This is a genomic window from Gemmobacter sp., assembly GCF_046292685.1.
Taxonomy (GTDB): Bacteria; Pseudomonadota; Alphaproteobacteria; order Rhodobacterales; family Rhodobacteraceae; genus Wagnerdoeblera.
Genome location: NZ_JBKBQM010000018.1, coordinates 17,698 through 33,661, shown reverse-complemented (window position 1 = coordinate 33,661; position 15,964 = coordinate 17,698). Strand labels below are relative to the sequence as shown.

The 15,964-nt window shown below is 69.1% G+C and carries 28 protein-coding genes and 1 tRNA gene; 18 read left to right on the top strand and 11 right to left on the bottom strand.

Annotated features, from left to right (window positions below; translation table 11 throughout):
• Window positions 1-687: a lipoyl(octanoyl) transferase LipB gene (gene lipB / locus ACK4S2_RS07140; protein ID WP_409622157.1), complete on the bottom strand. Its 687-nt coding sequence runs from the start codon at window positions 685-687 to the stop codon at window positions 1-3.
• 95 nt (window positions 688-782) lie between these two features.
• On the opposite strand from lipB, the gene ACK4S2_RS07135 reads away from it, so the two are divergent.
• Window positions 783-2,231 (top strand): peptidoglycan-binding domain-containing protein, encoded by a 1,449-nt coding sequence (locus tag ACK4S2_RS07135; protein WP_409622154.1) that lies wholly within the window; start codon window positions 783-785, stop codon window positions 2,229-2,231.
• Window positions 2,232-2,317: 86 nt separating this feature from the next.
• Window positions 2,318-2,404: transfer RNA gene (locus ACK4S2_RS07130), tRNA-Leu, on the top strand.
• A 20-nt stretch (window positions 2,405-2,424) separates the two neighbouring features.
• Here the strand turns inward: ACK4S2_RS07130 and ACK4S2_RS07125 are convergent.
• From ACK4S2_RS07125 to ACK4S2_RS07085, 9 genes are all read right to left on the bottom strand, one after another.
• Window positions 2,425-2,667, bottom strand: a complete 243-nt coding sequence (locus tag ACK4S2_RS07125; protein WP_409622151.1) for a helix-turn-helix domain-containing protein — start codon at window positions 2,665-2,667, stop codon at window positions 2,425-2,427.
• A 119-nt stretch (window positions 2,668-2,786) separates the two neighbouring features.
• The gene (locus ACK4S2_RS07120; protein ID WP_409622148.1) at window positions 2,787-3,443 is read right to left on the bottom strand and encodes a hypothetical protein; all 657 of its coding nucleotides are present in this window, start codon (window positions 3,441-3,443) and stop codon (window positions 2,787-2,789) included.
• Window positions 3,440-3,643, bottom strand: coding sequence for a hypothetical protein (locus tag ACK4S2_RS07115; protein WP_409622145.1), 204 nt, complete (start codon window positions 3,641-3,643; stop codon window positions 3,440-3,442). The genes ACK4S2_RS07120 and ACK4S2_RS07115 overlap by 4 nt, the downstream gene beginning before the upstream one ends.
• A gap of 598 nt (window positions 3,644-4,241) precedes the next feature.
• The gene (locus ACK4S2_RS07110) at window positions 4,242-4,856 is read right to left on the bottom strand and encodes a hypothetical protein (protein WP_409622143.1); all 615 of its coding nucleotides are present in this window, start codon (window positions 4,854-4,856) and stop codon (window positions 4,242-4,244) included.
• Complete coding sequence (locus ACK4S2_RS07105; RefSeq protein WP_409622140.1) at window positions 4,850-5,248, bottom strand: hypothetical protein; 399 nt, start codon at window positions 5,246-5,248, stop codon at window positions 4,850-4,852. Before ACK4S2_RS07105 ends, ACK4S2_RS07110 begins: the two co-directional genes overlap by 7 nt.
• Window positions 5,241-5,522 carry a hypothetical protein gene (locus ACK4S2_RS07100; RefSeq protein WP_409622137.1) on the bottom strand — a complete coding sequence of 94 codons (282 nt, stop codon included), beginning with the start codon at window positions 5,520-5,522 and terminating at the stop codon, window positions 5,241-5,243. The genes ACK4S2_RS07105 and ACK4S2_RS07100 overlap by 8 nt, the downstream gene beginning before the upstream one ends.
• Window positions 5,509-5,919, bottom strand: coding sequence for a hypothetical protein (locus tag ACK4S2_RS07095; RefSeq protein WP_409622134.1), 411 nt, complete (start codon window positions 5,917-5,919; stop codon window positions 5,509-5,511). Before ACK4S2_RS07095 ends, ACK4S2_RS07100 begins: the two co-directional genes overlap by 14 nt.
• 196 nt (window positions 5,920-6,115) lie before the next feature.
• Complete coding sequence (locus ACK4S2_RS07090; RefSeq protein WP_409622132.1) at window positions 6,116-6,343, bottom strand: hypothetical protein; 228 nt, start codon at window positions 6,341-6,343, stop codon at window positions 6,116-6,118.
• Window positions 6,337-6,795 (bottom strand): hypothetical protein, encoded by a 459-nt coding sequence (locus ACK4S2_RS07085; RefSeq protein ID WP_409622129.1) that lies wholly within the window; start codon window positions 6,793-6,795, stop codon window positions 6,337-6,339. Before ACK4S2_RS07085 ends, ACK4S2_RS07090 begins: the two co-directional genes overlap by 7 nt.
• Window positions 6,796-6,992: 197 nt before the next feature.
• Between ACK4S2_RS07085 and ACK4S2_RS07080 the strand changes: the two genes are divergently transcribed.
• On the top strand, window positions 6,993-7,277 hold the full coding sequence (locus tag ACK4S2_RS07080; protein ID WP_409622126.1) for a hypothetical protein: 285 nt from the start codon (window positions 6,993-6,995) through the stop codon (window positions 7,275-7,277).
• On the opposite strand, the gene ACK4S2_RS07075 is transcribed toward ACK4S2_RS07080, so the two are convergent.
• Entirely contained in the window at window positions 7,274-7,762 is a 489-nt protein-coding gene (locus tag ACK4S2_RS07075) for a helix-turn-helix domain-containing protein (protein ID WP_409622123.1), read from the bottom strand. The two genes, ACK4S2_RS07080 and ACK4S2_RS07075, sit on opposite strands and share 4 nt — an antisense overlap.
• 86 nt (window positions 7,763-7,848) lie before the next feature.
• On the opposite strand from ACK4S2_RS07075, the gene ACK4S2_RS07070 reads away from it, so the two are divergent.
• The 15 genes from ACK4S2_RS07070 (at window position 7,849) to ACK4S2_RS07000 (ending at window position 15,964) form a co-directional block, all read left to right on the top strand.
• Window positions 7,849-8,112, top strand: coding sequence for a carph-isopro domain-containing protein (locus ACK4S2_RS07070; RefSeq protein WP_409622120.1), 264 nt, complete (start codon window positions 7,849-7,851; stop codon window positions 8,110-8,112).
• Window positions 8,112-8,441: a hypothetical protein gene (locus ACK4S2_RS07065; protein ID WP_409622118.1), complete on the top strand. Its 330-nt coding sequence runs from the start codon at window positions 8,112-8,114 to the stop codon at window positions 8,439-8,441. The genes ACK4S2_RS07070 and ACK4S2_RS07065 overlap by 1 nt, the downstream gene beginning before the upstream one ends.
• Complete coding sequence (locus ACK4S2_RS07060) at window positions 8,438-8,965, top strand: hypothetical protein (RefSeq protein ID WP_409622115.1); 528 nt, start codon at window positions 8,438-8,440, stop codon at window positions 8,963-8,965. Before ACK4S2_RS07065 ends, ACK4S2_RS07060 begins: the two co-directional genes overlap by 4 nt.
• A 718-nt stretch (window positions 8,966-9,683) precedes the next feature.
• Window positions 9,684-10,511: a ParB N-terminal domain-containing protein gene (locus tag ACK4S2_RS07055; protein WP_409622112.1), complete on the top strand. Its 828-nt coding sequence runs from the start codon at window positions 9,684-9,686 to the stop codon at window positions 10,509-10,511.
• Entirely contained in the window at window positions 10,508-10,711 is a 204-nt protein-coding gene (locus ACK4S2_RS07050) for a hypothetical protein (protein ID WP_409622109.1), read from the top strand. The genes ACK4S2_RS07055 and ACK4S2_RS07050 overlap by 4 nt, the downstream gene beginning before the upstream one ends.
• 12 nt (window positions 10,712-10,723) lie before the next feature.
• Window positions 10,724-10,978 carry a DUF2312 domain-containing protein gene (locus ACK4S2_RS07045; protein ID WP_409622107.1) on the top strand — a complete coding sequence of 85 codons (255 nt, stop codon included), beginning with the start codon at window positions 10,724-10,726 and terminating at the stop codon, window positions 10,976-10,978.
• Window position 10,979: 1 nt separating this feature from the next.
• Entirely contained in the window at window positions 10,980-11,192 is a 213-nt protein-coding gene (locus tag ACK4S2_RS07040; RefSeq protein ID WP_409622104.1) for a hypothetical protein, read from the top strand.
• Window positions 11,189-11,590 carry a VRR-NUC domain-containing protein gene (locus ACK4S2_RS07035; protein ID WP_409622101.1) on the top strand — a complete coding sequence of 134 codons (402 nt, stop codon included), beginning with the start codon at window positions 11,189-11,191 and terminating at the stop codon, window positions 11,588-11,590. The genes ACK4S2_RS07040 and ACK4S2_RS07035 overlap by 4 nt, the downstream gene beginning before the upstream one ends.
• Window positions 11,587-11,967 (top strand): hypothetical protein, encoded by a 381-nt coding sequence (locus tag ACK4S2_RS07030; RefSeq protein WP_409622098.1) that lies wholly within the window; start codon window positions 11,587-11,589, stop codon window positions 11,965-11,967. Before ACK4S2_RS07035 ends, ACK4S2_RS07030 begins: the two co-directional genes overlap by 4 nt.
• Entirely contained in the window at window positions 11,964-13,043 is a 1,080-nt protein-coding gene (locus ACK4S2_RS07025; protein WP_409622096.1) for a helix-turn-helix domain-containing protein, read from the top strand. Before ACK4S2_RS07030 ends, ACK4S2_RS07025 begins: the two co-directional genes overlap by 4 nt.
• A gap of 73 nt (window positions 13,044-13,116) precedes the next feature.
• The gene (locus ACK4S2_RS07020; RefSeq protein ID WP_409622093.1) at window positions 13,117-13,308 is read left to right on the top strand and encodes a hypothetical protein; all 192 of its coding nucleotides are present in this window, start codon (window positions 13,117-13,119) and stop codon (window positions 13,306-13,308) included.
• A 46-nt stretch (window positions 13,309-13,354) separates the two neighbouring features.
• Window positions 13,355-13,783 carry a hypothetical protein gene (locus ACK4S2_RS07015; protein WP_409622090.1) on the top strand — a complete coding sequence of 143 codons (429 nt, stop codon included), beginning with the start codon at window positions 13,355-13,357 and terminating at the stop codon, window positions 13,781-13,783.
• Window positions 13,784-13,876: 93 nt separating this feature from the next.
• On the top strand, window positions 13,877-14,401 hold the full coding sequence (locus ACK4S2_RS07010) for a hypothetical protein (protein WP_409622087.1): 525 nt from the start codon (window positions 13,877-13,879) through the stop codon (window positions 14,399-14,401).
• Between the two features lie 99 nt (window positions 14,402-14,500).
• Window positions 14,501-15,211, top strand: coding sequence for a hypothetical protein (locus ACK4S2_RS07005; RefSeq protein WP_409622085.1), 711 nt, complete (start codon window positions 14,501-14,503; stop codon window positions 15,209-15,211).
• Window positions 15,212-15,349: 138 nt separating this feature from the next.
• The gene (locus ACK4S2_RS07000) at window positions 15,350-15,964 is read left to right on the top strand and encodes an excisionase family DNA-binding protein (RefSeq protein WP_409622082.1); all 615 of its coding nucleotides are present in this window, start codon (window positions 15,350-15,352) and stop codon (window positions 15,962-15,964) included.

The window sequence follows — 15,964 nt, the reverse complement described above, 5'->3', positions numbered from 1 at the left end:
TCAGGATGCTGCGCAAGAGCTTCCAAGCCGCGCCATCGCCGGCGCAAAGGTGCGCATCAGCGCCGCGTCCAGGTCGGCCATGGTCACCGGCAGGCCGAGGTCCACCAGCGAGGTCACGCCATGATCGCGGATGCCGCAAGGCACGATCCCGGCGAAGTGATCCAGCTCCGGCTCCACGTTGATCGAGATGCCGTGAAAGCTGACCCAGCGGCGCAGCTTGATGCCGATGGCGGCGATCTTGTCTTCGCGCGGGGTGCCGTCGGGCGCGGGGGCCTTGTCGGGGCGCAGCACCCAGACCCCCACCCGTCCGGGGCGGATTTCGCCCCGCACGCCGAATTCGGCCAGCGCGGCGATGACCCAGTGTTCCAGCGCGCGCACGAAACAGCGCACGTCCTGCCCGCGGGCGGCGACATCCAGCATCGTGTAGACCACGCGTTGCCCCGGACCGTGATAGGTGTATTGCCCGCCGCGCCCCGTGGCATGCACGGGAAAGCGGTCGGGTTGCATCAGATCCTCGGCCCGGGCCGAGGTGCCGGCGGTATAAAGCGGGGGGTGTTCCAGCAGCCAGACCGCTTCGGGCGCGGTGCCGGCGCGAATGGCGGCTGCGCGTTCCTCCATCGCGGCCAGCGTTTCGGCATAGGGCGCCAGGCCCGGCAGCACCTGCCATTCCACCCCGTCGATCGGCATTCCTTACCCCTTTCGGCCGCACAAGGCGCTTTGTGCCGCGCGAAGCCGTGCTAGACTGGGGCCAGTTGTATTGAAGCATCGCAGAGGATTCCACCATGAAGGCCAAACGCATTGCCACCACCGCCGTTGCCGCCGCCATCGCCCTGGCCCCGGTGCAATCCAGCGCGGGCGACGCGCTGGCCGGCGGCATCGTGGGCGCCGTGATCGGCGGCCTGATCGTGCACGAGATGCACAAGAACAAGGCGCGCAGTTCGGCCGGTGCCACGAGCAGCAAGTCCACCGTGTCCACCAGCCAGCGCGAGGCCAACCGCGAGGTGCAGACGGCGCTGAACTACTTCGGCTATCCCGTGGGCACCCCGGACGGCGCGCTTGGGCCGAAGTCGCGCGCGGCGATCAGCCAGTATCAGGCGCTGATGGGCTACCCGCCGACCGGGCAGCTGACCGATTTCGAACGGGCGATCCTGACCACCGCCTATCAGCGTGCCATTGTCGGCGGTGCCGCGACGATGCAGGTGGCGGCCAGCCACCCGATGGGCACGCGCGGGCTGCTGCTGATGCAGCGCGACGAGATGGCGGGCCTGCCCGGTGCCGGTTTCGGCGCGGGCAGCATGGCGGGCGGCTTTGTGCCGCCGCAGACGGCGCCGGCCTTTGGCGCCGCCCCGCAGCAGCAGGTAACCCAGCCGGCCGCCACGCCGGCGCCCGCCGCCCCGGCCGCGCCCGGCTTGCCCAATTTCTTCGGCGGGGCGGTGACGATGGCGTCGCTGGCCTCGCATTGCAACAAGGTCAGCCTGCTGACCAACACCAACGGCGGCTTCGTCACCGCCGCCAGCATGACCGACCCGGCCTTTGCGCTGTCCGAACAGTTCTGCCTGGCGCGCGCCTATGCCATGTCGCAAGGCGAGGATCTGGTGGCCAAGGTGCCCGGCATGACGCCGCAGCAGGCCGCCGAACAGTGCAAGGGCCTGGGCCCGGCCTTGCAGGAGCACGTCGCGGCGCTGTCGTTGCAGGACCGCGACACGGTGCTGCAAGGCGTGTCGGGTTTCGTGTTGTCGGCGGGCATGCAGCCGGCGCAACTGTCGGCGACGGCGCGCATCTGCCTCGGGTCGGGTTACACGACCGACAGCATGGATGTGGCCATCGGCTCGGCGCTGTTGCTGACCGTTCTGGGCGAAAAGGGCTATGCCGAACTGATCGGACACCACCTGTCGCAAGGGTTCGGCGCCAGCCAACGCCCCGACCTGGCGTTGGGCTGGTACGAGATGAGCCTGGAGGCCGCGGGCGCGACCAGCGTGTTCGCGCCTGGCATGCCGGATCGCCCGGCGCTGATCCGCAAGGCGGCCTTTACCCTGGGTGGCAAGGCCGACAAGGCCGAGGCCGCGCCGCCCCCGGCGGTGCCGGTCTTTGCCGTGCCCGCCGCCCCGGCCGCGGCGCCGGAACGCACCGCCGCCGAAGTCCGGGCCGAGGCCGCCCCGACCCCGGTGCGCAGCGGGGTCGAGGCGCTGCCGCTGGCGGCGCGGTTGCCGTTCCTTGTCTTCGGAAACTGACGGCGGGAATCCGGCAAGGGGGGCGAAAATCCCCCTTTCCTTCGGCCAAGCGCTTCGCTAGAACGCCGACACACTTGCCGGAATGGGCGGATGTGGCGGAATTGGTAGACGCGCAGCGTTGAGGTCGCTGTGGGGTAACTCCCGTGAAGGTTCGAGTCCTTTCATCCGCACCATCTGGCAAGTGTTTTTCGTTTCAAATCAACGGCCCGATTCGAACGGTCGCTTTCAGCCCTCCAGCCAGCCCCCCAGGCGTGGCCCGATTGACCACCGGGCGCAGCAAAGCGCGCAGATCGTCGGGGTGGATCAGCGTGCGCCGGCCGAGCTTCGACGCTGGCAACAGGCCCTTGCGCACGTAGGTGTGGATCGTCTGGCGGTGAACCGTGAGAAACTCCGCCGCCTGTTCGACGGTAAGATATTCGGTGGCGGATTTGGTCATGCGTGTCTCCTGATCTGGTCAGATACGGTTGCGGCCGTCGAATCTCGGCCAGTGGTGCTGGCGCGCACGTTCCGCCGTCCGGCGGGTAATCTCGGCCTGGGTGAAGGTGGCGCGGCGGGTCACTGGTAGTCTCCGGGCTTTTCCAGCGCTTTTCTGGACGGCGGTATCCAGTCGAACATGGTTGCCTCTGGACGCGGAAATTCTCCGGTGGCGAGCCAAGCCTGGTTGGTCTTCCAGACGATCCAGCAGTAGGCTGTCGCCGTGCTGCCGTTCGGCGACAGCCTGCCTTTGTGCATCACGACCCGCTCGGTGAATTGCAGGATGGCGACTGGCGGGTGTAAATCGAAAAGCCGCTTGTGTCGGCCGACCCCTTCAAGGAACGCAGACCGCACGATGACCGCAACGCCCACGCGGGACGTGCGAAGGGCCCGCTCGATGAATTGCTCGGCCAGCCGGAAAGGCGGGTTGGTGATGGTCCAGTCTGCCGGAGCCGGATCAGCGCCGAACAGGTAGTCCCGCACCGGAAACCCGGCGCCGTAATCGTGAACGTCGGCCGCCTCGACCTGTCCGAAATATTCGGACAGCGGGCGCACCATGTGCCCGCGATTTGCGGCAGGCTCGCGCACAACCTGATGCGCCGTGCGCCAAGGGAAATTCCAGATCGGCAGCCGTTCGCAAAGTGCCCGCGTGGCCCAAGGCGGCGTAGGAAAATCATCCAGGCTGTCGTGCGGATCAGACCTGCGCTGCATCACGGCGCTGCTCGTGTTCTGCGTCATCCCCGCCCACTTTCCTTGTTCAGCGCAGCGGCGCAGGCCAAGAGCCCGTGGACGATGTTCCTCACCGATTCCTCGACTTGCGGCGGCGGCGTGTAGGAATCCATGCCGAAGTGATCGACAAAGACCCGCAACAGGCGCTGGTGCTCTGTATCGCCGGCCAGTCGCTGCACCGCAGTTTCGATGGCGTCACGCCAAGTCATCTCCAAGGTCTTAGGCATGGCGCCTCGCAACTCTCCCTGCTGCGCGCATTGGTGCGTCGTAGCAGTTATGGCATCGCTGGCAGAGATGCCGCAGGTTTTCATCGGCGCAGTTCTCGGGCTGATGGTCCAGATGTGCGACCGTCAGCACAACAAGGACAGATGGGCCAAGGCTGCATGTGTCCTGATCGGCATAGGCCAGCCTCTCGCCGGTGTCGGCACAGAACACATCGCCATAAGCCGACGCAGACTCGGACCATACCGCCCGCCCCTTCCAGTTCCCGCGACGGATCAGCACCCCATTCGGAACACCGCACCACTCGCAGCGGTTGCCGGAGCGTTCCGCGATCCTCGCGCGGACATCCTTCCAGTCTGCCGGGTATCGAGTGCGGTTTTCAGCGCGGATTGGCATCACCAGGCCCCAAATCGGCATCACCAGGCCCCAAATCGGCCCGCGTGTTCCAGTCGCCATGAAAAGCCGGCGACCACGGGCCTTCGCAGCCGCATTCCTCACAGAACACGGCGCCGGTGAGTGTCGAGTGCCGCAGGTCAGCGTTTCCGCAAAACGGGCACGGCCGCAGGTCTGATGCCTCGTCCATCCCTATGCCTCCTTGATGATCCGCAGCATCGCAGCGCGCTGGCGCTGAGTTTCCGCATCCGCCTCCCAAGCCGCCCGCGCCGCCACCCACGCCGCCGCCCACGCCGCATCCGCCGCCCTCGCCGCATCCGCCGCCGCCCACGCCGCCCGCGCCGCCGCCCACGCCGCATCCGCCGCCGCCCCCGCCGCATCCGCCTCATGCGCCCACGCCTCTGCCTCGATCCAGTCTTCGCCGCGCGCCAGCTTTTCCATTCCGTCGATCACCTGCGCGACGACATCGCGCGCGGCGGTGTCGGGCAGGTGCCGCAGCGTGTCCGCAAGGAAAAGCCAGTGCACGCGCGTCAGGTCGCGCCCGTCGCCGCCGACGGCCTCGCCGACCTCACGGAAAAACACCGGGCGTTCCGCTTGCGGCAGGCGCTTGAAAATGTCCTCGCAAATCCTCACGAGCGGCAAGGGCAGGCCGTAGCGTCGGCCAAGTTCGGTCGCGTCCGACGAGTGCGCAAGGCAACCGATGAAGCAGCCGGTGCGCCCGTTCCAGTAGTGCCCGCCGCGCACGGCGTCGGCTTCGATGTGGCGCGCGATTTCAGCGCGCATCAGGTCGGTATTGCTCGTCAGCATGTGGTGTCCTCCTTGGGTGGAATGAGTGCCGCGTCCATCCGCGCGACGGCCTCGAAATGCTCGTCCGACACGGTGGCGCCTTTGAACGCCGCCCACGCATCGCGGGCTTCGGTCAGTCGCTTCATCGCGGCGACGAGCATGGCGGCGTGACGTTCGCGGTCCTGCGCGAAGTCGTTGCGCTGGCGGATTGCCTCGGCCAGCGCGCGTTCGAGCTTCGGCACGCGCAGGATGCGGCGACGGTCGGCGGCATCCTGTCCCCCGTTGATGGCCTCGTCCCGGCCATAGCTTTCGTCCAGCGCGAAATTGCCGATCCGGTCGCGCCACCACGCATCTTCCGTCCCGGCCTCGCGGTCGGCGGAAACCTCGGCCAGCAGGCGGGACAGGTCAGTCATATTGCACCTGCACTTCGCCGCGCAGAAATTTGGCCAGCGCGAGGATGGCATCCACGTAGACCACGGTGCGCGGGCTCTGGTGCGGATCGTGTTCGGCGAAGATCAGGCAGGCGCGGCCTTTGCTGTCCTTGCTGATCCCGCAGAGGCGTTCTGGCTCGGCTTCGCCGTCGTCGTCTTCGCCGTCGATCACGGCGGTCAGCTTGTCCGCCAGCGCCTCGCACTGTTCGGCCGCGCGGTCCGCAAGGTCGCGGATGGCCTCGTCACAGGTTTGCATTGGGCTGTCCCTTTCTGCTTGCGGCTTCACGCGCAGCGGCCAGGGTGGATGGCCAGCAGGACAGCGCATCGGCCTTGGTCTGGAACTGCCGCAGTTCGGTTTCGTCGGGGTCGCCGGCTTCGTCCACGGTCAGCACAGCCTGCGCGACCCAGATATCCGGCAAGTTCACGGCGCATCGCAGCTGCAATACGCCGTCAGGGTCCGGGTCGATGCTGTCCCATGCCTCGACAGGCGCCCCGTATCCAGTTTCGCCGTCGTCGTCCCAGAACAGGTCCGGCTGCATCAGGCGGCGGATCAGGGTTGCCGCTTCGCGGGCGGTCGAATGGTCGATGTGGCGGGTTTCCTCCGCCGCTTCGTCCAGGCGATGGAGGAGGTTGGCAATGTCCGGGTCTTTCATGCGTGCGCCTCGCTGATGCGCCAGTGCCGCAGGCTGACCAGCGGCGACCAGGGGTAACTCAGAACGATTCCGCTGTGGGTGCGCCCGCAGGCGCAGGGCCAGTATTGGCGGAACCCGTAGCGGGGATGGTTGCGCCACCGCTGCCACTCTGGCGGCGGGGGCAGCGCGGCCCACGAGAACAGGTCGAGCTGATCGCTCACGGCTGCGCCTCCCCGACACAGTGGCAGGCGCGCGCCTCGTGGCCGGTAAAGGCGCCGCATTCCACGCGCGCCAGCGTCCAGCCCTTGCCGCCGCAGGTGGGGCAGTCCTCGGGTGCCAGCGCACGCAGGTCGCGCAGGGAGCGCCAGTTGCGCTGCTGCTCTGCCTGGCGGCGTTGTGCGGCCTGGACGAGGGCGGTTGCGCCGGGGGTTGGCGCGATCACCATTCCACCGCCCCACGCAGCAGCTGCGCCTGCACGCCGTCGACGGCGGCAAAGGCGGCGACGGCGAGGCCGGCGACCAGCGCCAAAGCCAGCGCGGCGCCGAGGCCGACCGTCACCAGCGCGGTGGGCAGGTCGTCGCGCCAGGGGTCGGGCCCCTCGGTCGTCAGCGCGTGGTGCAGCGGCGCGTAGTCGGGGCGCGGCGGGGCCGGCGCAGGCCGGACCTCGGCCCGGCGCGACAGGCCGGGGTCGGGGCGCCCCGCGCTGCGGGCGGCGTGCAGCGCGCTGACGGCGCCCGACATCTGGTCGGTCAGCGCCACCGCCTGCGCGTAGCCGTAGCGGTCGAGCAGGATGCACGCCAGCACCTGCACCAGCCGATCGCGGCGCGGGGTGTAGGCGGCGACGGCCTCGGTCAGCATCGCCTCGTCGGATTTCGTGATCGGGTGTCTGGTGGTCATGCGGTCCTCCGGTCGCTGCGCCGGGATGGCGCGGTGTGGAGGAAGTATGCGCATATTGCGCAGATCAAGACAAGCGCAAAATGCGCAAAGCACAGGCACCGGCAAATTGTCGGCTTAATTCGGGACGAGATCGGATGACTGGACGTTGTCTGAGTTTGCGAGCATCATTCCTCGGCCACGAACAGAAGGGGCGCACGTTGAGAGATTACGGCATCGCGCACACGATACTGACGCTGATCGAGGGGGTCGGCTGGACGGCCGTCGCGGCGGGCGCCGTTCTGGCAGCCTACGCGCTGGGCACGGCTGGGCTGCGCGCGGCTATCGTCGGCCCGCTGGTGCTGGTGGGCGGTGTTGCGCTGGCCGGGTTTCTGGTGGTGGCGGTGGCGCAGATCGGTCGCGCCCAGGTTGCGACGGCGGAAAACACTGCCGAAATCGCCCGCCTGCTGGCCGTGGCGGCGCGGCGCGGTGACGCGCAGGGCTAGTCCAGAACCTCGCGCATCGCCTCCAGCCTGCGAATCAGCCGGTCGAGCCCCTCGCGGTCCACCGTGGCGATCACCTGCACATAGCGCCCGTCGGTGCCGATCTTCAACGCCTGCTGCTGTTCCGGTGCCTCGGCGCTGTCGAGTGCGCGCAACAATGCGGCGCCGCGATGCGGTTGCGGGTTGTAGGACGCCCCAGGCGGCGTGTCGCTGAAACCCGAACCTCCGGCGGCCAGATCGCCCAAGGCGCGCACGCGATCCGGCGTGATCGACGTGCCATCGAACGCCCTCAGCAGCTGCAACAGGCGATCCTGCGGCATGAAGGGGCCCTTCAACCGCTCCTCGTAGTGCCGATAGGTGCCGAGCGGGATCCCCATGCGGTCAGCCATCGCCTGTAACGACAGGCCGGCCTCCTCGCGCAAGGCACGAAGCCGCGCTGCGGCGGTTTCCTGCGGTGCTGGTTTGTTCTGCGGCGAATCCTGGTGCATTCGCGCAGCTTGCGCGCTTTCCGGCGCCGCGGGTATTGCGCAATTTGCGCTTGACGAGTCGTGCGCATTGCGCGCATGATTTGCGCATGAGCTACGTTTCGAAAATTGCAGATCGCTTCGGGGGGCCGCGTCATCTGGCGCGGCAGCTTGGGTATCCTGAATCAACGGTTCGCTCCTGGGTGGATCGCGGCGCCATGCCCGACCCGCAAAAGGTCGAGGTCTTGCGGTTGGCGCTGCGGCTGGGTCTTGCGCTGCGGCCGGAGGATTTTTTCCCCGACCAGGGGCTCGTGGCCGCGCATTTCGCTGCCGCGCCCGTTTCCGCCACCGACTCCGAAAAGGATGTTGCCTGATGCCACGTCCCGCCTCCTCTGTTGCGCCTGCCGACAATGCCGCGGCGGCGGATGGCGTGTCCTCCGGGGTTGTGCCCGGTGATCTGGCCGGGCTTTTGTCCGGCCGCCCCTGCGACCCGCGCGCGTTCCAGCGGGTTTACCCCGACCGTTGGGCGGCGTTCCTGCGCGCCAATTTCCGCAACGCGCTGGAGGTGGCGGTGTTCTTCTCGGTCGACGAGAAAACCGCCCGCCAGTGGATCGAGGGGGTGACTGCCCCGCGCGGATGGGCGGCGTCTTTCGCGGTGCTGGCGATTCCGTCGGCGCGGGCGTTCCTGCTGAGGGCGGCATGAGCGGCGCGCGCCAGCCCTGGACCGATGCCGAGATGCTGCGCGCCCTGGCGCTGCGCGATGCGGGGATGAGCGCCGCCAGGATCGCGGCGCGGATCGGGCGCACGCGCAAGGCCGTGCTGCGGCTGTTCGAGCGGATCGAGGCCGAACTGGCGCAATCCGAGGCCGTCGCGGTGCTGGCGCTGTGCCTGGCGCTGGGCGCTGCGCCGGCGCTGGCGCTGGCGGATACCGCGCGGATCATGGGCAGCAGCGTGACGCTGCGCGCGACCGACCGGCCCGGCGCGCTGGCCGAGGTGGAGTTCGTCAACGACCCTTCGAACGGCTCGGGCGACGACGGGCTTTACCTGCTGGCGCACGGCGGGTTGGAGATCGACGCGCGGTTCCGCTGGAACGCCGACGGCGACGACGACCGGATCGAGGTGTTGCCGCCGCCCGGCATCACCTGCGACCCGGACTGCACGTTGACCGTGCCCGAAGGCAGCAGCGGCATGCTGTGGCTGATCGACCTGAACAGGGTGGGCATGTGATGGCCCGCCTGCACCGGAAATCCGCGCGTTTTTCCCCCAGGTCGGCGCGCGGACCTGCCCCGGCGGTCGAGCCGGGGACGGCGGCGGGGTGGCGTGACAAACAGCCCCGCCGCCCCCGATCCCGCGCCGCGCGGGTAATCGCGGCGGTTCCTGTCTCCCTGCAACTGCCCCCGGTTTCGGCCGGGGGCGCTTTTCTGGCAGGTGTCAAGGAATGCTTGACTGGTCAATTCGCGCAGCGAGCAAACGTCCACAGCCCCGCGAGGCTGACCGGCAACGCGGCGGGTGGGGCTGGCGCACCGAGCGCGGCTGTGAGCCTGTGTAGGCAGCCCGTGACCACAAAGCGCGGCGGGCGGGATTCCGGCGCGGGGGGCGCGCGCGCATTCGCCCCACAAGTCTGCGAGACCCAGCCGGAGAAAGCCGAAGCCGCGTTCGACCCGTCCGGGCATGTCGCCCGACCGCCGCGGCAGGTGCCCGGCGCAGCCGTGGAACCGCGCGTTTCGGCGCTGGTCCCGCACCCAAGGCCCGCCGCCGCGCTGACCGAATGCGCCACATTCCTGAACCCGGCGGCGGGCAACCCATTCGCACACGATCCGGCGCGGGCAACGCGCAGGGCGGCTACCGGGGGCGCGGCTGCGTGCTGCGAAGGCGCCCCGTCCTCCTACTCGGTTGGTGACTGGTGGCCGGGCGTGACCGGCCACCGCATTTCTGCGAGGGTGACGTGACATACCGTGAAATCGACCGATCCGCGTTCGGCACCGTGCCGCTGCGCGACCAGCCCGCGCCGGTGCTGCAATGGCTGACGCTGGCCGAGCTGGTGATCGACGAACGCTATCAGCGCCCGCTGTGCGAGATCAACTGGGCTGCGATCCGCCGCATCGCTGCCGCGTTCGACTGGTCGCGTTTCACCCCGGTTGTCGTCGCGCCGGTCGAGGGCGGGCGCTTCGCCGTGATCGACGGGCAGCACCGCGTCCACGCCGCCGCGCTGTGCGGGGTCGAGCGTGTGCCGGCGATGGTGGCGCTGATCGCGCCGCAGGCGCAGGCGCAGGCATTCATCGACATCAATTCCAAGGCGATCAAGGTCTCCGGCCACCACCTTTATCGCGCGGCGCTGGTCGCGGGCGAGGCCTGGGCGATCCGCGCGCGCAACGCCGTCGCTGCGGCGGATTGCGTGCTGATGGAGTGGAACAACGTCAAGGCCGCCGACAAACGGCCGGGCCAGGTCTACTGCATCGGGCTGGTGCGGCGGCTGGTCGAGGCCGGGCATTCCGGCGCCCTGACCGCCGGGCTGCGCGCGATCCGCGCGGTGGACGAGGGCCGCAAGACCGAGCTTTACACCGACATGATCCTGACGCCCTGGCTGAACGCGCTGGCCCTGCATCCTGCGGCGCAGGCGCTGGACCTGGCCGCGTTCCTGCGGCGCCATTCGCCATGGCTGGTGATCCAGTCGGCCGACAAGGCGGCAGCCGGACACCGCATCCCGCTGACCGTGGCGCGGCGCGATGCCTTTGTCGCGCGGCTGATGCAGTTCGGAAAGGCGGCGGCATGACGGCCGCCGCACACCCCTGCACGATCTGCGGCGCCGGCCCCGCGCCGTTCGGCTACCGCCTGCCGGGCCCGCGCGCCGCCCTGCCGCCGGGTCGGCGCGGCTATCTGTGGGCCTGTGCCGCTCACCGCAGCGCCGCCGAAGCGCGGCGCGATGCGGCGCTGACAATTTCCGCCCCGCCACAGCCCGGGCTTTTCGACTGACCGAGGATTCCCATGACCGCAACACCCGATGCCTACGCCGTCACCGCCGACGAGCTGCGCCAGTTCATCGAACGCTACGAACAGCTGGAGGCGGAAAAGAAGGACGTCGCCGAGCAGCAGAAGGAACTGATGGCCGAGGCCAAGGGCCGCGGCTACGACGGCAAGATCATGCTCAAGGTCATCGCCTTGCGCAAGCGCAAGCCCGACGAGATCGCCGAGGAGAAGGCGGTGCTGGCGATGTATCTGTCCGCGCTGGGGATGGGTTGAGATGCGGGCCGTGGATGCCGCCGTCGGCCCGACCGCCGCCCAGATCGACCACGCCATCGAAGCCGCTTTTAGGACGATTTTGGCCGGGTTCGTCGCCCCCGCGCGCGCGCCCTGTCGGGGGGTGACCGAACGCGAGGTCGAGGAGGCTGTCACCGCCGCGTTCCGCACCGTGTTCGCCCGCAGTCGCCTGTATGACGAGAGAGAGGTTGCATGACCGAACACAGATGCCACCCCGAGGCAGACATCCAGCGCGCGGTGGTGCACCTGCTCCGCGCGGTGCTGCCCTTCGGCTCGATCGTGCAGGCCTGCAACCACGAGGTTCGCGGGTCGAGCGACTGGGCGCGCCGGCAGCAGGCGATGGCGGCCTCGATGGGCGCGCACCCGGGGTTTTCCGACCTGATCGCGCTGTTGCCCTCGGTGGACGGGCGCCCGGGCGCGGTGCTTTTCTTCGAGGTGAAATCCGGGACTGGCCGTCCGACCGAGCGCCAGCAGCGGTTTGCCGCCGCGGTCGAGGGGATGCGCCACCGGTATTTCGTGGTCCGCTCCGTGGATGAGGCGCTGGCCGCGGTGCAGGCCGCCGGTGTGCCGATGCGCGCGAGGGTCTGGCTGTGACCCGCGCGCGCCTGCCGGACCGGCGACCGAACCTGAGCCTCGACCTTGAATGGCGCGGCCACCGCTTCGTGCTTTGCGCGGGGTTCGACCCGTCGACGGGCGCGCTGCGCGAGGTGTTCGCCAGCACGCTCAAGGGCGGCGACATGGCCGCCACCGTCGCCGACGCCTGCGTGACGTTCAGCCTCCAGCTGCAGGCCGGCCACCGCGTGGTGGACATGGGGCGGTCCTACGCCCGCGAGCCGGACCCCTACGGCCGGCTGGGTGTCTGCCTGGCCGGTGAGACCCCGCGCCGCCTGTCGCCGCCAGAGGACGCGCCGGCCAGCGTGCTGGGCGCGATCCTGGACGTGCTGGCCGCGATCGAGGGAGGGCGGCTGTGAGCATCCAGGCGATGAACTGGGCGCGCAGCGTTCCGGGGCTGGCGATGGCGCCGAAATTCGCGCTGGTGATGCTGGCGAACTACGCCGACGATTGCGGCGTCTGCTGGCCCGATCAGGAAACGCTGGCAGCCGACTGCGCCTGTTCCGAACGCACGATCCGCAGCGCGCTGGGCGCGCTGGAGGAGGCCGGCCTGATCGCGCGTTTGGGCCGCCGCCGCAAGGACGGCAGCCGGCGGTCGGACGTGATCCTGCTGGTCGGGTTTTCCGGCCGCAGGCCGATCCTGAAATCCGACGATCACCCGATTCTGACGCCGCAGGATGTGTCGGAAATGACCGTCTCCGACAGCAGCAACCGGCAAAATCTGCCGGTTGAAGACGCGGATTTTCCGACCGACCAACCGGCAGATTTTTCCGCTGCAACCGGCAAAATCTGCACGACCAACCGGCAGATTTTGCCGGTTACTATAAGGCAGGAACCATCAGAGGATCCATCAGAGGATCCATCAGAGGAGGAGGAGGGCGCGCAGGCGCGCGCGATGCGTTCGGATCGTTCGAAGGGCAACACCGAACCGCCCGCCTCGGCCCTGCTGTCGCTGCTGCGCCGCGTCCTCGTCGCGGTCAACCACGACCCCGCCAACCCCGACCTGCCGCACTGGTGGCAAGGGCAGGGCGCGCTGACCTACCTGGAACGCTGGCGCAACTTCGGCCTCAGCGACGATCAGATCGTGGCCTGCGCCGCCGAGACGCGGAACAGCAACCCTACGCCGCCCGATGGGCCGCGGGCGGTGGACCGGGCGATGCAGCGCTTTGCCGACGGGCTGGCCAGACGCGCCGGGAAATCGCCGGTGCTGACGCCGGAACGCGCCGCCGAATTGCGGATGGCGAACCTGCGGAAATCGGCCGAGTGGGTCAAGTCGTGCTCGACCCTGGCCGCCACGATCACCCGCGCCGAGGCCGACGAGCTGATGCACGAAGGGCTGTGCACGCCCGACCAATTGCGCCGCGCCTCGGTGGTGTTTGCCACCGGCCCCGGATCGCTGTGCGCCCGCCTGTTTCCCGACTGGAGGTTTCGATGAGCCGTTCCCGCGTTTTCCGCCCGGGCTGGGATGCCTGCGGTCTGGAATCTGGCAAATTCGATGGAGAGGCGGCATGAACGAAGGTCTCAAGACCTACGCCATTCATCTTCGTCGGCACACCGAATTCGGATTGGTGCAGGTCGAACTCTATGTGGTCCTGCCTGCGGGGGTGGTTATCACCCAGGATCACCCGGTGACGGCACTGAGACGGGCGCTTCAGGACTGCCTGGACAAGTTCATTGCAGCAAACAAGGCGAACGCATGATTGGCCCGACCGACACCGCCCGCCTGTTTCCCGACCGGAGGTTTTGATGAGCCGCCCCCGCGTTTCCCGCCCGCCTCGTGCCGCCATTGTCGCGGCCCTGGACCTGCACGGCAGCACCGTGGCCGCGGCCGAGGCCCTTGGCCTGCACGAAAGCAGCTTGCGCCGGGTGATGCGGGAAATGCAGATCCTCAGCCCGACCGCGCGCGGCCTGCCGCGGGTCAGCCGCCCCGCCGGCGCGGGCGCCGGGCTGCACTCCAAACCGCGCAAGGATGCGCCGAAACCCCCCGCCTTGCCGGTCGGCCGGGACACCGCCTTCATCGACGACCGCGCCGCCAGCTTGGCCAGCACCGGCGGGCGCTACGCCGATCTGTGTGCCTGGGCTGATCGGAACGGGCTGAGCTTTCGCCAGGCCCAGCAGCGTTGGCACCAGCTGCGCCTGCCGGTCAGCAAGGGGGCCGCGCATGACGGAGCCTGAAACTCGGCGCCCGCCGGAACGCTTGCGCGCCTGCGCCGCGTCGGGCCGGGACTGCCGGGGTCTCGAAGCAGGCCTGTTCGACGAGGTGAAAGAATGAAGCCCGTCACCCGCAAGGGGCGCAATCGCCGGCCGCGGCCGGTTTCCCTGCCGGCCACGCCGACTTCATGGGACAAAGGCGCGGACGGCCCGGCCAACCAGGACCGGCTGATCGATGAACCTGCCGCCGAGTTCGATCCGCGCACGGGGCGCGAGACGCCGAACCCGAACGGCGTGCGCCGGCGCCGTCGCCTGCCCTGGGTGCGCGTCTACCACGTCCAGGGTCGCCTCAGCGCGCAGCAGCTGGCCGCAGCGGAACGGCTCAGGATGGCGGCCGAGGGGATGCGCGAGCGCGACCCGCTGGCCGCGCTGCGGATCGACCGCACGGGCCATGCCGACCCCGAGGCGGCCAGAGTGGACGCGCGCGCCTGGTTCCGCCGGCTATGGGCGGCCGTTCCGCCCGCCTCGCGCGCCGTGGTCGAGCGCGTGGCGATCGACGATCAGCCGATCTGGCACGGCAACACCGCCCAGCGCGAACGCTACATGCAGCGGTTGAGGGAGGGTCTGGACGCAATCCCTTGACAGGCGCCGCGAACGCGCGCAGAAATGCATCATCGCAGGAAACTGCGGGCAAGGCGCCGGGGGGAAACCTGCGGCGCCTTTTGCTTGGGCGGGGGCACCATGCTGCGGTTCCAGATGGACGACGCGGCCATTGGCCGGAAAATGTCGAACATCGAAGCGCGACAGCTGCCCTATGCGACCATGCTGGCGCTGAACGACACGGCCGCCGACGCGCTGGCGCTGATCCAGCGGCAGATGGATGTGGTGTTCGACCGCCCGACGCGGTTCACCAAGAACGCGTTCCACGTCTGGCGCGCGACGAAGGATGCCCTCGTTGCAGAGGTGAAGGAGAGGCCGAGCGTCGGCCCCCGGCATTACCTCAAGGTTCAGGAACGCGGTGGCGTGCGCCCGCAGACCGGCGTCGAAAAGCTTCTGTCCACCCGCCTTGCCTACTCGGGCATCATCGCGGCTGTGATCCCCGCCGCCAGGGCCAAGCGCGATGCGTTCGGCAACTGGTCGTCTGGCGAACGCAATCAGGCGCTGTCCGGCCTCGGCGCCCAGCGCGACCGCGCCGCGAATACGACTGCCGCATCGGCGCGCCGCAACAGGAACCGGGCGACGTTTTTTGTCCCGGATGAGGGCGAGCTGTCGCCTGGCATCTGGCGGCGCAACACCGACGGCTCTATCGACAAGATTGCGCTGTTCACGGAGTCGATGCCCAGCTACAAGCCGCGCCTCGGCTTCTACGAAACTGCCAAGGCCGAAGCGCAAGAGAAGTTCCCGGCACACTTCGCCCGCCGCTTTGCCCAGGCCATCGCCACCGCCAGGTGACCACCCCCTTGGGTCCTTCCCGACCACCCACCGCGCGCGGGTAATTCGCACCCCGATGTGTTTGGTGGGATAAACGACTAAACCAGCCTAAACCGGCGCGGGCTAAACCACACCGCCCAGCGCCTGAACCGAGGTCCGATGCCGCATCTCAGCACGACCGACCTTGCCGCCGAACTGGGCGTGAGCAAGGGGCGTGTCAGCCAGTGGGTGTCCGAGGGTAAACTGCGGGGCACCTTCACGGGCGACGGGCGGGCGCGGCGGTTCGACCTGGCCGCCGTGCAGGTCGCGCTGAACCGTTCGCTCGACGTCGCGCAGGCGCTGGGCAACGGCCGGCAGACGCTGGAGCGGATCGGGGCGATCTCTGCGCCGCCCCCCCCGGCAGACGATGCCGACGACACGGCCGGCATGGATGCCGACATCAAGCGGCGTTACGACATCGCCCGCGCCATGCGCATCGAGGAGCAGGCAAGGGCCGCGCGCTACGACAACGACCAGCGCGAGGCAACACTGGTGCTGGCCTCCGAGGTGCAGGCGCAGGTGCTGGCGCAGATCGGGCAGGAGCTGGCGCAGATCGACGGTTTCCTGCGGCAGGTTTCGGTCGAACTGGCCGAGGCGCTGGGCGCCCAGCGCCAGCAGGTGCGGGCGATCCTGAATGCCGCGTGGCGCCGGCACCGGGGCGAGCGCGCCGCAGCGGCTGCGATGCGGGCGGATGCGGCGAAACTGACCGCGGCCGAACAGGAGGCGGATTTCTGA

Bases quoted from the DNA above. Each gene is read 5' to 3' on its own strand.
- ACK4S2_RS07060 (WP_409622115.1), top strand. From the start codon at position 8,438: ATGAGCGGCGCGCGCCAGCCCTGGACCGATGCCGAGATGCTGCGCGCC.
- ACK4S2_RS07050 (WP_409622109.1), top strand. From the start codon at position 10,508: ATGACGGCCGCCGCACACCCCTGCACGATCTGCGGCGCCGGCCCCGCG.
- lipB (WP_409622157.1), bottom strand. From the start codon at position 687: ATGCCGATCGACGGGGTGGAATGGCAGGTGCTGCCGGGCCTGGCGCCC.
- ACK4S2_RS07065 (WP_409622118.1), top strand. From the start codon at position 8,112: ATGCCACGTCCCGCCTCCTCTGTTGCGCCTGCCGACAATGCCGCGGCG.
- ACK4S2_RS07115 (WP_409622145.1), bottom strand. From the start codon at position 3,643: ATGACTTGGCGTGACGCCATCGAAACTGCGGTGCAGCGACTGGCCGGC.
- ACK4S2_RS07070 (WP_409622120.1), top strand. From the start codon at position 7,849: ATGAGCTACGTTTCGAAAATTGCAGATCGCTTCGGGGGGCCGCGTCAT.
- ACK4S2_RS07095 (WP_409622134.1), bottom strand. From the start codon at position 5,919: ATGAAAGACCCGGACATTGCCAACCTCCTCCATCGCCTGGACGAAGCG.
- ACK4S2_RS07010 (WP_409622087.1), top strand. From the start codon at position 13,877: ATGAAGCCCGTCACCCGCAAGGGGCGCAATCGCCGGCCGCGGCCGGTT.
- ACK4S2_RS07045 (WP_409622107.1), top strand. From the start codon at position 10,724: ATGACCGCAACACCCGATGCCTACGCCGTCACCGCCGACGAGCTGCGC.
- ACK4S2_RS07100 (WP_409622137.1), bottom strand. From the start codon at position 5,522: ATGCAAACCTGTGACGAGGCCATCCGCGACCTTGCGGACCGCGCGGCC.
- ACK4S2_RS07105 (WP_409622140.1), bottom strand. From the start codon at position 5,248: ATGACTGACCTGTCCCGCCTGCTGGCCGAGGTTTCCGCCGACCGCGAG.
- ACK4S2_RS07085 (WP_409622129.1), bottom strand. From the start codon at position 6,795: ATGACCACCAGACACCCGATCACGAAATCCGACGAGGCGATGCTGACC.
- ACK4S2_RS07090 (WP_409622132.1), bottom strand. From the start codon at position 6,343: ATGGTGATCGCGCCAACCCCCGGCGCAACCGCCCTCGTCCAGGCCGCA.
- ACK4S2_RS07125 (WP_409622151.1), bottom strand. From the start codon at position 2,667: ATGACCAAATCCGCCACCGAATATCTTACCGTCGAACAGGCGGCGGAG.
- ACK4S2_RS07120 (WP_409622148.1), bottom strand. From the start codon at position 3,443: ATGACGCAGAACACGAGCAGCGCCGTGATGCAGCGCAGGTCTGATCCG.
- ACK4S2_RS07020 (WP_409622093.1), top strand. From the start codon at position 13,117: ATGAACGAAGGTCTCAAGACCTACGCCATTCATCTTCGTCGGCACACC.
- ACK4S2_RS07005 (WP_409622085.1), top strand. From the start codon at position 14,501: ATGCTGCGGTTCCAGATGGACGACGCGGCCATTGGCCGGAAAATGTCG.
- ACK4S2_RS07015 (WP_409622090.1), top strand. From the start codon at position 13,355: ATGAGCCGCCCCCGCGTTTCCCGCCCGCCTCGTGCCGCCATTGTCGCG.
- ACK4S2_RS07040 (WP_409622104.1), top strand. From the start codon at position 10,980: ATGCGGGCCGTGGATGCCGCCGTCGGCCCGACCGCCGCCCAGATCGAC.
- ACK4S2_RS07000 (WP_409622082.1), top strand. From the start codon at position 15,350: ATGCCGCATCTCAGCACGACCGACCTTGCCGCCGAACTGGGCGTGAGC.
- ACK4S2_RS07110 (WP_409622143.1), bottom strand. From the start codon at position 4,856: ATGCTGACGAGCAATACCGACCTGATGCGCGCTGAAATCGCGCGCCAC.
- ACK4S2_RS07035 (WP_409622101.1), top strand. From the start codon at position 11,189: ATGACCGAACACAGATGCCACCCCGAGGCAGACATCCAGCGCGCGGTG.
- ACK4S2_RS07135 (WP_409622154.1), top strand. From the start codon at position 783: ATGAAGGCCAAACGCATTGCCACCACCGCCGTTGCCGCCGCCATCGCC.
- ACK4S2_RS07075 (WP_409622123.1), bottom strand. From the start codon at position 7,762: ATGCACCAGGATTCGCCGCAGAACAAACCAGCACCGCAGGAAACCGCC.